Raw genomic sequence first — 15,368 nt, 5'->3', positions numbered from 1 at the left:
TCCGTTACTCAAAGCGGCGCTTCCTTGAACTTCTCGGTTCTTTTTGTCCTCCTTTTTGAACACACATTTATAGTGCTTCTTTTGGATAAAGAGGTAAAGGAATAGAGTACATATCGCAACGGAGGATTTTTATGAAACATAAAGATGGACAAATTCAGTTAACGAATGCAGAAAAGTTGGTGGAACTCTTTTATATTCTTTTAGGTTCTGCAATCGTGGCTCTGGCGTTTAATTTCTTTTTGCTTCCCAATCGCGTCGCCTCTGGCGGGGTGAGCGGAATCAGTACGATATTTGATGCACTGTTCGGTTGGGAGCCCGCCTATGTGCAGTGGGCCTTTAACATTCCGCTTTTTATTGCGGGGGTGCTGCTGCTTGGAAAACAGTTTGGCTTAAAAACATTGGTTGGGACGGTATTTTTGCCGTTTATCGTGTTTTTATCGAATGACATGGAACCAGCGACGAACGATCCACTGCTGGGGGCGCTGTTCGGGGGAATCGGCGTCGGTTTGGGATTAGGTCTCGTGTTCCGCGGGAAAGCTTCCACGGGAGGCACCGATTTAGCGGCTCAAATCATTCACAAATATACCGGACTGTCATTGGGATTATGTGTAGCGGTTATCGACGGCTTCATTGTGTTGACTGCCGCGATTGTGTTTGATTTGGAAAGAGGGTTATATGCTCTCATTGCACTCTATGTTACAAGCAAAACCATCGACCTTGTGCAAATCGGTGTGAGGCGTTCGAAAAACGTGCTGATCATCTCCAAGAAAGAGGAAGACATTCGTGAATTAATCCTGAAAGACATTGACCGGGGCGTTACCAAACTGCCTGCTGTCGGAGGCTATACAGAAACCGAGCGTCCCGTTTTAATGGTCGTTGTCGATCAATCGCAATTCACAAAATTGAAACAAATCGTGAAAAGCATTGATCCAACTGCATTTGTGATTGTGATGGATGCAACCGATGTACTAGGTGAGGGTTTTAAACAGACGTAAGTAGGTTATAATAAAGTGAACCTTTGCTCAGTGGATAAACTTTCCATATTTTTGGGGTTAGATGAAGAAATTCCTACTTTTATTGTAGACTTTGAACGTACCTGCAACATGGGAAGGGATGGATTCGAGCGGGGGAAGTGCATTTATTGATAATTTTTTTTTAGGGGGAACAGAACGTGAAAAAGAAATGGATGGCATTGTTAATGGGGACATCACTTGCTCTTGCAGCCTGTGGCGGCGGTGATTCTGCGGAAGAAGCGCCAAAAGAAGAAAATGCACCTGCTGGTGAAACGGCGAGTGCCGATGACGCAGAAAAAATGTTCCAGCAAAGCTGTGCGGCCTGTCATGGCCAAGACCTTAGCGGCGGAGCAGGGCCAAGTCTTCAACAAGTGGGCGGCAAATATTCAAAAGAGGATATTGAGAATATCATCATAAACGGCCAAGGCGGCATGCCTAAAGGTGTGTTGGAGGGCGAAGACGCATCAAAAGTGGCAGAATGGCTGGCTGCTAAGAAATAAACGTTTTTTCAAAAGAACCCTTCTCGAAATGAACCATTTCGGGAAGGGTTCTTTTATTATGGCCAGTGTTCAAAGTAGGTTAAAAGTCATGGTTTTAGACAAAAAAAGACATGTAGAAATAGTTTTTACAGGAATATATTTCCTACTAATGTCACAATTGAAATGAAAATGTAATATTTTTAAGGCTTATCTTGACAATGTTTAATGTTATAATGGTATGGCGTGAAAAAACGTGTCGTGAATTTTGTAGATATTTTAAGGATTCTGTCGAAACTTCTGAGTGATTACATACATTCACTAAAAATGTTTGTTCAAAAAATCGAGGTACCGCTTGAAACAGCGTTTCATAAAGCTGACGCCGGTTATCTTTTAAACTTTTTGAACATCCTTTAAAATCGAGTTAATTAGGTGATAAAGATGATTGAAATGAAGGACGTTTATAAAACGTATCCGAATGGCGTTAAGGCCATTAACGGCATCAATGTCAAAATAAATCCAGGTGAGTTTGTGTACGTTGTCGGCCCGAGCGGAGCAGGAAAATCGACATTTATTAAAATGATGTACCGTGAAGAACAGCCGACTTCAGGACAAATCATCGTTAATGGGGTAAATCTTGAAAAATTAAAAAATAGTAAAGTACCAATCTTCCGCCGTAACTTGGGAGTCGTATTCCAGGACTTCAAATTGCTGCCGAAGCTGACTGTGTATGAAAATGTCGCGTTCGCACTTGAAGTGATTGAAGAGCACCCGGACAAAATTCGAACCCGGGTAATGGAAGTGCTGGATCTTGTGAAATTGAAGCACAAAGTCCGTTCTCTGCCGGATGAACTTTCAGGCGGTGAACAGCAGCGGATTTCCATCGCTCGTTCCATTGTGAACAATCCGAAAGTCGTGATTGCGGATGAACCGACCGGGAATCTGGATCCGGAAACATCTTGGGAGATCATGGACATTTTCAAGGAGATTAATAAGCGCGGAACAACGGTTGTGATGGCAACCCATAACCGTGAAATCGTCAATACGATTCGCAAGCGTGTGATTGCGATCGAAAACGGTAGAATTGCGCGCGATGAAGTAAGAGGTGATTACGGTTATGAAGGGTAGAACATTCATCCGCCACCTTCGGGAAGGTGTCAAGAGTTTAGGGCGCAACAGTTGGATGACATTTGCGTCCGTCAGTGCCGTAACGATTACGCTGATGCTTGTCGGCGTGTTTTTGATTTTGATGTTGAACTTGAACAACTTTGCTTCTTCCGTTGAAGGAGATGTGGAAATTCGCGTTCATATCGATCTGGCTGCGAAAGATGCAGATAAACAAGCGTTGAAAGCGAAAATTGAAGCCTTGCCGAAAGTGGCGAACGTCCAATATTCTTCCAGGGATGAAGAGCTGAAGAGTTTGATTAAAAGTCTTGGAGAAGAAGGACAAGCCTTCAAATTATTTGAACAGCAAAATCCGTTGAATGACGTGTATATCGTGAAAACGAAAAAGCCAGAGGACATTATCGGTGTGGCTAAGCAAATCGAGAAATATCCGTATGCCGCGAAAGTGAAGTACGGGGAAAAACAGGTGCAGAAGTTATTCAAGGTCATCAACGTTTCCCGTAATATCGGCCTTGCTTTAATTATTGGACTTATCTTTACAGCAATGTTCTTAATCTCTAATACCATTAAAATTACAATCGTGGCACGACGTTCGGAAATTGAGATTATGAGATTGGTAGGGGCGACGAACGCTTTTATTCGCTGGCCGTTCTTTTTGGAAGGACTTTTCTTAGGCGTGCTTGGATCAATCATTCCGATTATCGTTCTGATCGGTTCTTATAACTATTTATTTGCGAATGTGAAGCCGAAGTTGGACGATTCCTTCTTCATGTTGCTGCCGACATTCCCGCTGACCATTCAAGTGTCGCTCTTGTTGGTTGTTATTGGGGCTTGTATCGGCATGTGGGGAAGCTTCATTTCAGTTCGTAAGTTTTTACAAAAATAACAAAGCAAAGCGTACCGCCTTTTGCTTGCAGCAAAAGGCGGATATACATATGAGTTCGCATGAATGTGTACGAAAGAAAGCGGAAAAAAGTTAGGGGGAAAGGAAACGATGAAGCGCAAAGTCTTATCCGTTTCAACAGCCGTAATGATTGGCATAAGCAGCTTATGGCCGGTCGCTACTCAAGTTTCAGCTAATTCAACACTTCAAAATAAAATCAATCAAGTAAAAGAAAAGCGTTCAACGATTTCTAATGGTGTGGAAGAGAATCGTAAAGAGATTGAGAGATTGCAAGCAGAACAAAAAAAGATCGAGCAAGAACTCGAGCGTCTTGATACCGCAGTAGCGGATACGAATGAAAAAATCCGTGTGAAAGAAACGGAAATCAAGGAAACAAACGAAGCCATCGAAAAATTAAAGCAAGAAATTCAAATCGTGACAGAGCGTATTAACAAACGAAATGAATTATTAAAAGCTCGTGCCCGTGCACTGCAAGAAAGCGGCGGAACAGTAGACTATTTAGAAGTAATTCTTGATTCCCAAAGCTTCGGTGATTTCGTCAGCCGTGTAAGTGCGGTGAGCACGATCGTTCAAGCCGATAAAGATATTTTAAAGCAGCATGAAGAAGATAAACGCTTGAAGCAGGAAAAAGAAGATGAATTGCAAACCCAACTAGCTTCTTTGGAATCAAAGCTAAAAGAGCTGGAAGGCTTGAAAAAAGAGCTTCAGCAGCAAGTAGAGAAAAAGAACGCGTTAATGGCGCAGCTTGAGAAAGAAGAAGAGCATAAAGAGCATGAAATCCATCAGCTTGAAAACGAAGATAAACTGCTGGCCAATCAAGAATCAGCGATTAAAGCAATGATGGCAGAAGAGGCACGCAAGGCAGAGGAAGCAAGGAAACGCGCAGCAGAAGCGGCGAAGCAACCTTCGGGATCTTCATCGTCTAACGTTTCTTCCGCACCGTCAGCAAGCTCGATGCCGGCCGTAACAGGCGGCATGTTCATGAAACCGGCGAACGGTCCAATTACGTCTGGATATGGCGGCCGTTGGGGCAAACTACACGCGGGTGTCGATATCGGTAAGCGCGGCGGCGATGTGCCGATCGTAGCGGCAGCCAGTGGAAAGGTTATCCGTTCTTACTATTCTTCAAGTTACGGAAACGTTGTATTCATTACACATGTAATTAACGGACAAGTGTATACAACCGTGTACGCACATATGGAAAACCGTGCTGTATCTGAAGGTCAAACAGTAGAAAAAGGACAGTTCTTAGGATACATGGGTAACACGGGCCGTTCAAAAGGTGCCCACTTGCACTTTGAGATTCATAAAGGTGCTTGGAATCAAAGCAAGTCCAATTCAGTAGACCCAAGACCATACATCGGCGGTTAAGAAACGGGCAGTTTGAATTAGTTCGCATAAAATGTACAAGTTATCATATAGTGGTAAAAAGGCATCACACCTTTTGGGTGATGCCTTTTTTATAGAAGTTGTTCAAAAAGTCTGGGAAAAATGACCATCGAAATTACTTGCACAGGAAGTGCTGATCCGACGTTGGTGATTGACGTGGCGGTTCTTAGTCGGGCTTCCTAAGCTTGCTTTTCCGTTACTCACGTATTAACACCATATCCTCGAAAAAGAAAAACACTTTTTCTTCGTGCGAGGAAAATGCTTTCGTAGCGACCAGCTTGCGCTCCGTTACTCAAAGCGGCGCTTCCTCGAACTTCTCGGTCCTTTTTGTCCTCCTTTTTGAACGTGCTTACAGGTAAAAGTTTTACATAGTTTATCCCATTTTGTTTATAATAGGAAGAGAAATGCGGGCTGAGGAGGTAGCGCAATTGAACCGGAAATTAGTAGCCATATTGATGTTTGTCTCGTTAATGGCAGGTGCTGTCGGAACGTATTTTGGTTTACAGCTTTTCCAGCAAAATCTTGCGGTGAGTGATCATGTCTCACTGCCGGTGAAGGGTGAAGCGGACAGTGCCTCTGTAGATGAACATTTCGAGAAAATTAGACAAGCCTATGAATTGATTTCGACCCAGTACTATAAAGATATCGATAAAGACAAAGTGTTAGATGGTGCGATTCAAGGAATGGTCGAAACATTAAAAGACCCGTACTCTGTGTACATGGACAAAGACACGTCTAAACAGTTCACGGAATCCCTCGATTCATCGTTTGAAGGAATCGGAGCTGAAGTGAGCATGGTTGAAGGAAAAGTCACCATTGTGGCGCCTTTTAAAGATTCACCGGCTGAAAAGGCAGGACTGAAGCCAAACGACCAAATTATCCGCATCGACGGTAAAAGTATTGAAGGATTGGATTTATATCAAGCCGTATTAAAGATTCGCGGCAAAAAAGGCTCGACGGTGAAACTGGATATAGAGCGTCCTGGTGTGAAAGAGCCGTTGAAAGTTAGTGTGAAACGCGATGAAATTCCAATCGAAACGGTTTATTCATCCGTCAAGAAATCAAATGGTAAGCAAATCGGTTATATGGAAATCACATCGTTCTCGGAATCAACGGCACAAGAATTCAACGACCAGCTTAAATCCCTTGAGAAAAAAGGAATTGACGGTCTTATCCTTGATGTTCGCGGAAATCCGGGCGGCTATTTGCAAAGTGTAGAAAACATTTTAAAAGAGATTGTCACGGAAGAAAAACCGTATGTTCAAATTGAAGAACGTAATGGAGAGAAGCAGCGGGTATTCTCTTCTTTGAAAGAGAAGAAAGATTATCCGATTGTAGGGCTGATCGACCGGGGCAGCGCGTCTGCTTCTGAAATTTTGGCCGGTGCGTTAAAAGAAGCGGGCGGCTATGAACTGGTCGGCGAAAAGTCGTTCGGGAAAGGAACTGTCCAGCAAGCCGTTCCGATGGAAGACGGAAGCAACATTAAACTAACGTTCTATAAATGGCTGACGCCGGACGGCAATTGGATTCATGAAAAAGGCGTGAAGCCGACGGTCGAAGTAAAACAGCCGGACTATTACTATGCAAACCCAATCCAAGTGGAAGAAACGCTTGTGTATGACATGAATAACAATCAAATCAAAAATGCACAAGAGATGTTAAAAGGACTAGGATTTGAGCCTGGCCGTACAGATGGCTACTTCGATAAGCAGACCGAAACGGCTGTTAAAGCGTTCCAGCAAGCCAATAAAGCGGAAGTGACGGGAGCCATTGATGAAAAAACGGCTTCGCTTATTCAAACGAAACTTCTTGAACAAATTCAATCTGAGAAGAATGACCGCCAGCTTCAAACGGCGATTAAACTGTTGAGTCAAAAGTAAAATAAAATATAAGAGGATGTCTCGAAAGTGTCGTTTTACACTTTTGAGGCATCTTCTTTTTTGTTAAAATAATAGTATGTTTTTGGAAAACATTTAAAGATTTAGATAGAAAAAAGAGAAATACAGGGCGGTGAGTGGAGATGGAGCTTATAACAGAAGGACTGCACGGAATCGGACGCTTTTTTATGCATCCGTTAACGTACTTCTTTATCATGGTGGCTTGTTTTGTGGGACATGCACGGGTGAAACGGGAGCGGACCTATTTTCATACTCGTGTATTCGATTTTGTATTAGAGTTACAATACTTGTTTTTTCCGGGTGTGGTGATAGGGGTCATCGCTTCTCTTGTGACGGTTTTCGCTGGCGTTTATATGCCGATAGGGGTCATTGTGCTGCTTTCGTTGATTACCGTACTGTTAAGCGGTCCTTGGACGTTTCGATGGTTGTCGCCTGCATACGTCATTGGGTTTACGATGGTAATCGCTTTCTTTATTCCGGAAAGGGCGGAAGCGAATGGGCTGCTTCAAAAATGGCTTGTGGATATACAAGAAACACCTTTAATCTCAATGGCTATTTTGCTTGCGCTGCTTCTTTTGGCAGAAGGGTACTTAATTTGGAAATTCGGAGGAAAAGGAACGTCGCCAGCTATTTTAAAAAGTAAGCGAGGGTTTTCAATTGGTGCCCATTTCTCGCAAAAATTGTGGGGAGTTCCTGTCATGGTGCTTATTCCCGGAGAGGGTATGGCCAAGCTGTTGTCATGGTGGCCGACGTTTTCTTTGCAAGATCAAACGTTCAGTCTGCTTCTTGTGCCGTTTGGCATTGGTTTTTTCCAAAAGGTACAAGGGATGCTGCCGGCAGATTCCATCGCCAATACCGGTAAACGTGTGCTGGGGCTTGGTGTAGTGGTGGCCGTGCTGACACCAATTGCTTTTTTCTATCCGCTTGCGTCAGTCTTTATTGCCAGTCTGGCTATTTTGATGCGGGAGTTCATTAGTACCGGTCAAAGATTATCTGATGAAAATGCACCTTTCTTTTTCTCAAAAAGAGAGAAAGGACTTGTTATCCTGGGCTTCATTCCTAAATCGCCGGCCGAGAAAATGGACTTGAAAGTAGGAGAAGTGATTCTAAAGGTCAATGGTGCATCGATTTCCGATGTAAATGAATTTTACCGTGCCTTACAGCTGAACCGGGCGTACTGTAAACTGGAAGTGAATGATGTGAACGGGGAAGTGCGCTTCGTTCAGCGCGCCTTATACGACGGCGAACATCATGAACTCGGTGTGCTTTTTGTACAAAGCCATCAAGACCGTGAGCCTGAAGCGGTATAGATATGTGATTTTTTATAATTAACAGAATGAAAGTCAAAAAAAAGGGAAGAGAAACTTTTGGTTTTTCTTCTCCTTTTTATGTTGTGGTATTAAACAAACAAGTGTTGATAACAAAGACGGTTAAATGAACTAAAGGTGTTTAAGATTATTATATGGTTCCATTAAAGGGCCATATTCTTAAATAGTACTTATATTTGGATATTTATGTAAGGTTAGAATTTATGAATATTTTCACTTAAACTAAACCAGCTAATAGTTTGTCAACATTTTTCAATAAAAACTTAAATTATTTCATGCTATACTAAAAATACGCACACCAAATAACCTTCCACTACCTTAATTTTGGAAGGTTTTGTTTTATTTAGTTAGATATAGTCATTAAGCTATATCTTGGAAAATTGTTCTGTTTTTTAATAAGGCAAAAATCCAATGTAAGAGCTTGTTTACACAAGCAATGACAGCGACCTTAAAGGGCTTTCCTTCTTCGCGTTTCTTATCATAAAACTCCCGCATTCTTTTGTTTCTAGGGAGTATTTCATCTGTGGTTTTCTTCTTACGACAATCACGAATGGCACAACGAACTGCCATATATAAGGCATGGCGAAGTCTACTTGATCCTCTTTTAGTAATACGGTTTTGGGTAGCTCTAAATTTACCAGATTCAAATACACTAGGATCAACACCAGCGAAAGCGACAAGCTTTTTAGGGTGGTTAAATCGATCTATCTCACCGATTTCAGAAATAATCGTGGCAGCGATTTTTTCTCCAATGCCGGGGATGGATTTGATAATATTATATTCTTCAATTTCTTTAGCGAGAGCGTCTATCTCTGACTCTAATCTTGATAGATGCTCTTTGTATTGAAGAATAATGTTAATGTACATACCTAAGCTTAATATATGACTCTGGTAGACTGTTTTTTCAAAAGGATTACGAGCTGCCGCCTCTTTTAGTTTTAGAGCTTTTTCATTTGCCCATCTGATTGAGCGACTTTGACATAATTCTTTGATCTTATTCGAGATTGTTTCATCACTAGCCTTTAATATGTCTTCAGATGACGGAAACTCTTGTAATGTTAAGAGTGATACCACAGAATACAAATCACCGAAAACTCCTCGATATTCAGGAAATACCTGATCAAGTACAGCCTGAAATTGAAGCTTAGTCTGAATCATAACGCCTGTAATATTTTCGTGTTGTCTCGTAAGATTACGAAGGTTTAATAACTGAATCCCTCGCTTTTTGTATGGCTCTAATTCCTCTTTATAATACAATTCACAGAGTAGGTATGCATCGACTGCATCTGTCTTTACTTTTCTTAGACTTGAACTCTTTGCCTTATACGAAATTAAAGGATTAATAATAATTAATAAATACCCACGTTCATCTAGATATTGGACAACTGGTGTCTGATAGTGTCCAGTTGCTTCTAGAATCACAGGAGGCTTCTGACCTGTTTCTTTCTGCACATCATCTAAGAACTCTACAAGTAAACCAAGCCCATCAAGAGTATGAGATACTTTAAAGCTCTTACGAAAAGGTTTGCCTTTATCTACAAAAGCTTGAACTTGACTTTCTCCCTTTGAAATATCCAGACCAACGACTGGATTCATCCTCCATCATCTCCTAATCTCTTATTTGCCGGTACCCCTAATTCCTTCTTGCAGTGTCACAGCTTCGCTTGTTATACGAGATCTAGGTCCCAACCAGCCTCAATCATGTTTCTACAAGTAGGGGGCAAACTGTTTAGCTGACGGGATCTAGGTCCCACGGGCAGTTACGTTTTACCCCGGCTACCGTTATAATAAGACCATATAAAAAATGGTCAACCAGAAATATTTTCTTATCTGGCTGACCTTATAATACGAACTGGCAGTTTGGTTGAGTAAGGGCTCAGATGGTTTTTTCTAATTGCTGTTTCTTGTTTATTTGGTATGAGTGCATCTGTAGAAGAGTTTGATCTATTAATTGAAACAGTGGAAGAAAACAATCCTAAAGAAACTAAACGAATAGAAGAAATGTTTGGCGGTACCCCTAAGTGAAAGTTAATGGATAACATTGTGATATGTAGCAAATGTGTTAGGAATTATTGGTTAGTTATAATTCTTTACTAGTCGTTCTAAAAAGGGTATTATTTAATCATGGTTTGAAATTCATGTGTTTATTTTAGAACGTTCATTCTATAATAGATTATGACGTTTGTTTTTGTTAGTATTGGTTCATGGATTTTTTTAAGGAGAAATAAAATGGCTAGAAGTAAAGAGTTTGACGAAAAAGCAGTATTAAGAAAAGCAATGGAGCTTTTCTGGGAACAGGGTTATGAAAAAACATCCATGCAAGATTTGGTGGATCATATGGGGATACACCGCAGGAGTATATATGACACATTTGGTGACAAGCGTTCATTGTTTTTAGCTTCCCTTAATCACTATGAAGAGCTCATCGTCAATGAGATGGAAAGCATAATTAGCAGCACTTCATCCATTAAACAGGCGATACGTGATGTTTTTATTTTCATACTGAATTCCATTGAACAATACCCAAAAGGTTGTCTATCAGTAAATGCAGCCATTGAATTATCTTTGTTGGACAAAGAAATTGGACGCATAGTTACAAAAATGTTTAACCGTACTGAAGATATGTTTAATGACCTTATAAAACGGGGCCAAACTAGTGGAGAGCTATCAAAAGAAATCGATTCTGATAACACATCTCGTTTCTTACACAACAATTTGGTAGGTATAAGAGTACTAATAAAAACTAATTACAATAAAAAAGAATTAGAAGGCATCATCACTCTAGCACTTTCAGTGTTGGACTAGCTTTCTTTTTTTACCTTTTTTAGAACGTTCATTCTAAAATTAATATGAAACAAACCATCATAATGCATACTTATAAAATCGTTTTTTAATTTCTAAGGAGGAACACAAAAATGACAAACTTTAAAATACCAACAGAATCAGAATTTATTGAAGCAGATGGAACTCGTTACGCATATAGAAAATTTGGTACACAAGATGGTATACCAGTAGTATTTCTTGTTCACTTTAGAGGAACGATGGAAAACTGGGATCCAAACATGCTTGAACCTATTGCAAATACACGCCCAGTAATCTTATTTGACAATAAAGGGGTTGGTGAGACCGATGGACTAACGCCTACTACAATTGCTGATATGGCAAAAGATACAGCAACATTTATAAAAGCTCTTGGATTAGAACAAGTTGACATTCTTGGTTTTTCCATTGGTGGCATGGTTGCACAAGAGCTAGCTTTACAAGAAGGAGATTTAGTAAGAAAAATTATTATGGCAGGTACTTCGCCTGAATCTGGTATTAATCCAAATCCAGAGATTTTTGAAAGAATGAATCGTCACGGCGGAACGGAAGAAGATGGAATAAATGATTTTATGTTCTTTTTCTACGAACAAACCGAAACAAGTAAATCTGCAGGAAGGGCTTCACTACAAAGAATTTTTAATCAGAAAAAAGTAAACAGTTCAGAACAAGTAAAAGAGGCACAATTACAAGCCATTGCAAAATGGGCTAAACAAAAATCTAATCATGATTATGAATGGTTACAAAACATCAAACACCCTGTACTTGTTACTAATGGTGTTAATGATGTGATGGTACCGACTAAAAACAGTTATATCTTAACAGAGAAATTACCCAAAGCACAGCTGATTATATATCCTGATTCTGGCCACGGGCATCTGTTTCAATTTCCAGAACTATTTGCAGAACACGTAAATTCATTTCTTGATTCTAATTCTTATTAAAAAGGAGTATTCATATGAGCAGATTATTTGAAAAAGTTCGTATCGGAAACATTGACTTAAAAAATCGTATAGGTATGGCTCCGATGACTAGAAGTAGAGCTTTACCAGATGGTACGCCGAGCGATTTAGCAGCAGAGTACTATGGTCAGCGTGCTTCAGTCGGTTTAATTATAAGCGAAGGAACCCAACCTTCAGATGATGGGCAAGGTTACACTAATACACCTGGTATTTATACAGAAAATCATATTAAAGGGTGGAAAAAAGTAACTTCTAAAGTTCATAGTGAAGGCGGTCATATTTTTGTTCAGCTTATGCATGTGGGACGTGTATCACACCCTGATAACACACCCCACCATTGCCAAGCAGTTGCACCGTCAGCTATTGCACCTGGTGTAGAAATTTTCACGGCAGAAGGAATGAAAGAAATTCCAACACCAAGAGAATTGAGTGAGCTTGAGATAAAAGATGTTATCAATGAGTTTCGTTTAGCAGCACGTTCAGCAATTGAAGCTGGTGCAGACGGAGTTGAAATTCACGGAGCGAATGGTTATCTGATCCAACAATTCCTTAGTGAAAACTCCAATCATCGTCAAGATGCATACGGTGGTACGATTGAGGGTCGTTCTCGATTCGCTATTGAAGTAGCTAAAGCAGTTGTTGATGAAATAGGAGCAGAAAGAACAGGCATCCGTTTTTCTCCTCAAGGAACACTGCAAGGCATTGATGAGGGGGAAAATAGCCTTGAGATGTATCGCTATTTAATAAGTGAATTAAATAAGCTTAACCTTGCATATCTGCATTTAATGCACTTTGGAAACGAGCAATTCCTAAAAGATGTGCGTCAACTTTGGGATCAATCACTTCTTGTTAATCGTCCAGGTCGTCCTCTAGATCAACTTTCGTCTGATGTAGATAATAATCTTGCAGATGTTGTCACAGTAGGCACTTGGGTACTAGCTAATCCAGACTTTGTAGAACGGATTCAATCAGGTGCTCCCCTAAACGAACCTGATAAAAATACGCTCTATGCAGGAGGAAAAGACGGTTATACAGATTATCCTTTCTTAAAATAATTTAATTAATATGAATATCCCATCTAGGGATATTCATAATCTTTTTTCTTAGGTTCGTTATGAAAAGATGCATGTGCGTTAAATAAAAATGTGGAGGATTGTAATGAAAGCTTTAGCAATTGAAAACTACGGTAAAAAACCAAATTTTTTAGACTTCCCTATGCCCAAAATGAATAATGACGAGGTCTTAGTTGAGATATATGCGGCAAGTATAAATCCTCTTGATACAAAAATTCGAAAAGGTGAATTAAAATTATTATTGAAATACAAGATGCCGTTAATTTTAGGAAACGATTTTTCTGGAAAAATTGTTGAAGTAGGTACTAGTGTCACGAAGTTTAAAGTCGGTGATGAGGTATATGGTCGACCTAGAGCAAATAAAATGGGAACTTTTACTGAATATCTCTCTGTTAACCAAGAAGATATTGCATTAAAACCTAAAAATTTAAGTTTTGAAGAAGCCGCCTCCATCCCTCTAGTCGGATTGACATCCTACCAAGCTTTACATGATATTCTGCGAATTGAAAAAGGACATAAAATATTAATACATGCAGGATCAGGGGGAGTAGGAACATTTGCTATCCAACTTGCAAAACATATGGGTGCTTTTGTCGCAACTACAGCTAGTGATGGTAGTGATTTAGTAAAATCTCTTGGCGCTGACGAAGTTATTAATTACAAGACAGAAAAGTTCGAACATTCGATTCGTGACTACGACGCAGTTTTTGATACCATTGGGGGGGCGACGTTAGAGAGATCATTTGTAACATTAAAAAAAGGAGGAAAGATTGTTTCTATATCTGGAATCCCGAATGGTCGCTTTGCTAAAGAAAACGGATTTAGCTCATTAAAAAAAACCTTATTTTCAATTGCAAGTTATAAATTTACGAAGCTAGAAAAAAAACATAATGTCCAATACACGTTTCTTTTTATGAAGCATAGTGGAGAGCAGTTGAAAATTTTAACAGAAATGTTAGAGTCAGAAGTGATTAAGCCTACACTTGATAAAGTTTTTATTTTCGAAGATGCCAAAAAAGCATTGGAGTATGCAGAGGCGGGAAGAGCAAAAGGAAAAATAGTACTTAAATTAAAATAATTAGTCTTATCTAACAAACCTTTCCTTAGGTAGAAAGTGTTTGTTTTTTTAACTTATCGAGGTTGCTTATAGAACGGGTAGCGTTAGTTTTAAGAAGGCATAATCTGTTCTAATAACGATTTTGTAGTTCTGATATTCAACAATCGGGCGCTATTATGGAATAAAACTTAGATTTTTAAACGACTTTATTATTGTTTTAGTTCGGTAAAGCATTTTTTATTAAAAATTAAACAACTTTATTTTACCCCCTTCCTAAAATCAGGACGGGGGTATGGGTGTTTGAGGTTTTAAAATTAAATAACTTTATTGTCATTCTACATTAGTTTCTTTCTCAATAAACAGAGGCTTGAGTGGAAGAAGATTTTTTCCGCTAAATTATGAAATAAACGATGTTGAATGCCAATGTGCAAAAGCCTAGTTCGGGAAAATATGAAAAATTTTGAGGCGAAAACATTGATTTAATAATTTTTCAGAATGAAAGTCAAAAAAAGGGAAGAGAAACTTTTGGTTTTTCTTCTCCTTTTTATGTTGTGGTATTAAACAAACAAGTGTTGATAACAAAGACGGTTAAATGAACTAAAGGTGTTTAAGATTATTATATGGTTCCATTAAAGGGAGCTGGTTATTTATGTTAAAATGTTGCGAGTGAAATCAGGTTCTTAACGATTTTATCAAGTATCGAGCAAAATAATTCAGGGACGAAGAGAGGGCAGCACTGACATGGAAAACGTATCAAATGTAGTTAAATTGGAATCAATAAAATCCTTCCAATCGACAATCAGTAAAACCGAAAAAGCCTTAGCTCAGATGACTCAGAAAGGCGCAAATACTACCTTATTAAAGAAACGACTCAAAGTTCTTTACATCGGCTTAGCCATGCTAGAAAACGTTTGGAATCAAAGACCCCATCATTACAACCAGGAAGATTTATCAAAAGCTCGTAATGTTCTTACTGGTTTATTCCCATCCATTGAGAACACTTACGCTAAGTCAAAGGCAGGTAGTCCTCAAAGAACGCTTTTAGAAAGAAGAATTAAAGCGCTGGAACTAGCTGGAGCTTGAGTTGAATAACAGGAGGTGCTGCATTATATCCCTTTCTTCTTCACAAACCAGTTACATAGAAGTTTCAGTGGACTTCCGCAATCGGGCGGGATTCTGAGCAACACAGGTAGAAAGTGATCAAACTTTTTTATAAAAACTGAACACCCAATCAAAAAGAAAGAATCCATTTTGATCAGTTTTTTTCAAAATGGATTCCTTTTGTTTACCATAGAATGCGGATTTGTAAAAAGTTTTTAATCA

Annotated in this window: 13 protein-coding genes; 12 read left to right on the top strand and 1 reads right to left on the bottom strand. The window is 39.6% G+C overall.

Annotation, left to right across the window (positions count from 1 at the left end; genetic code table 11):
• Positions 1-131: 131 nt before the first annotated feature.
• The 7 genes from BK575_RS25390 to BK575_RS25360 all read left to right on the top strand — a co-directional run bounded on the left by BK575_RS25390 (position 132) and on the right by BK575_RS25360 (position 8,115).
• On the top strand, positions 132-995 hold the full coding sequence (locus tag BK575_RS25390; RefSeq protein WP_078414303.1) for a YitT family protein: 864 nt from the start codon (positions 132-134) through the stop codon (positions 993-995).
• Between the two features lie 176 nt (positions 996-1,171).
• Complete coding sequence (gene cccB, locus BK575_RS25385; protein ID WP_078414302.1) at positions 1,172-1,513, top strand: cytochrome c551; 342 nt, start codon at positions 1,172-1,174, stop codon at positions 1,511-1,513.
• Positions 1,514-1,930: 417 nt separating this feature from the next.
• Complete coding sequence (ftsE, locus tag BK575_RS25380; RefSeq protein WP_078414301.1) at positions 1,931-2,617, top strand: cell division ATP-binding protein FtsE; 687 nt, start codon at positions 1,931-1,933, stop codon at positions 2,615-2,617.
• On the top strand, positions 2,607-3,500 hold the full coding sequence (ftsX, locus tag BK575_RS25375; RefSeq protein WP_078414300.1) for a permease-like cell division protein FtsX: 894 nt from the start codon (positions 2,607-2,609) through the stop codon (positions 3,498-3,500). Before ftsE ends, ftsX begins: the two co-directional genes overlap by 11 nt.
• Positions 3,501-3,608: 108 nt before the next feature.
• Positions 3,609-4,889: a murein hydrolase activator EnvC family protein gene (locus BK575_RS25370; RefSeq protein WP_078414961.1), complete on the top strand. Its 1,281-nt coding sequence runs from the start codon at positions 3,609-3,611 to the stop codon at positions 4,887-4,889.
• A gap of 446 nt (positions 4,890-5,335) precedes the next feature.
• Positions 5,336-6,787 (top strand): S41 family peptidase, encoded by a 1,452-nt coding sequence (locus tag BK575_RS25365; RefSeq protein ID WP_078414299.1) that lies wholly within the window; start codon positions 5,336-5,338, stop codon positions 6,785-6,787.
• Positions 6,788-6,927: 140 nt separating this feature from the next.
• Positions 6,928-8,115: a PDZ domain-containing protein gene (locus BK575_RS25360; RefSeq protein WP_078414298.1), complete on the top strand. Its 1,188-nt coding sequence runs from the start codon at positions 6,928-6,930 to the stop codon at positions 8,113-8,115.
• 378 nt (positions 8,116-8,493) lie between these two features.
• Here BK575_RS25360 and BK575_RS25355 read toward each other — a convergent pair whose 3' ends face one another.
• Positions 8,494-9,729 carry an IS110 family RNA-guided transposase gene (locus tag BK575_RS25355; RefSeq protein WP_078410279.1) on the bottom strand — a complete coding sequence of 412 codons (1,236 nt, stop codon included), beginning with the start codon at positions 9,727-9,729 and terminating at the stop codon, positions 8,494-8,496.
• A gap of 633 nt (positions 9,730-10,362) precedes the next feature.
• On the opposite strand from BK575_RS25355, the gene BK575_RS25350 reads away from it, so the two are divergent.
• The 5 genes from BK575_RS25350 to BK575_RS25330 all read left to right on the top strand — a co-directional run bounded on the left by BK575_RS25350 (position 10,363) and on the right by BK575_RS25330 (position 15,128).
• On the top strand, positions 10,363-10,938 hold the full coding sequence (locus BK575_RS25350) for a TetR/AcrR family transcriptional regulator (protein ID WP_078414297.1): 576 nt from the start codon (positions 10,363-10,365) through the stop codon (positions 10,936-10,938).
• 110 nt (positions 10,939-11,048) lie between these two features.
• On the top strand, positions 11,049-11,897 hold the full coding sequence (locus BK575_RS25345; RefSeq protein ID WP_078414296.1) for an alpha/beta fold hydrolase: 849 nt from the start codon (positions 11,049-11,051) through the stop codon (positions 11,895-11,897).
• Positions 11,898-11,911: 14 nt separating this feature from the next.
• On the top strand, positions 11,912-12,970 hold the full coding sequence (locus tag BK575_RS25340; protein WP_078414295.1) for an alkene reductase: 1,059 nt from the start codon (positions 11,912-11,914) through the stop codon (positions 12,968-12,970).
• 103 nt (positions 12,971-13,073) lie between these two features.
• Entirely contained in the window at positions 13,074-14,066 is a 993-nt protein-coding gene (locus BK575_RS25335; RefSeq protein WP_078414294.1) for an NADP-dependent oxidoreductase, read from the top strand.
• Between the two features lie 720 nt (positions 14,067-14,786).
• On the top strand, positions 14,787-15,128 hold the full coding sequence (locus tag BK575_RS25330) for a hypothetical protein (RefSeq protein ID WP_078414293.1): 342 nt from the start codon (positions 14,787-14,789) through the stop codon (positions 15,126-15,128).
• Positions 15,129-15,368: the final 240 nt, after the last annotated feature.

Origin of the sequence: Priestia abyssalis (assembly GCF_002019595.1) — a bacterium.
Classification (GTDB): Bacteria; Bacillota; Bacilli; order Bacillales; family Bacillaceae_H; genus Bacillus_BA; species Bacillus_BA abyssalis.
Note: the sequence above shows the minus strand (reverse complement) of the source record. Positions and strands in the feature narration are given on the sequence as shown.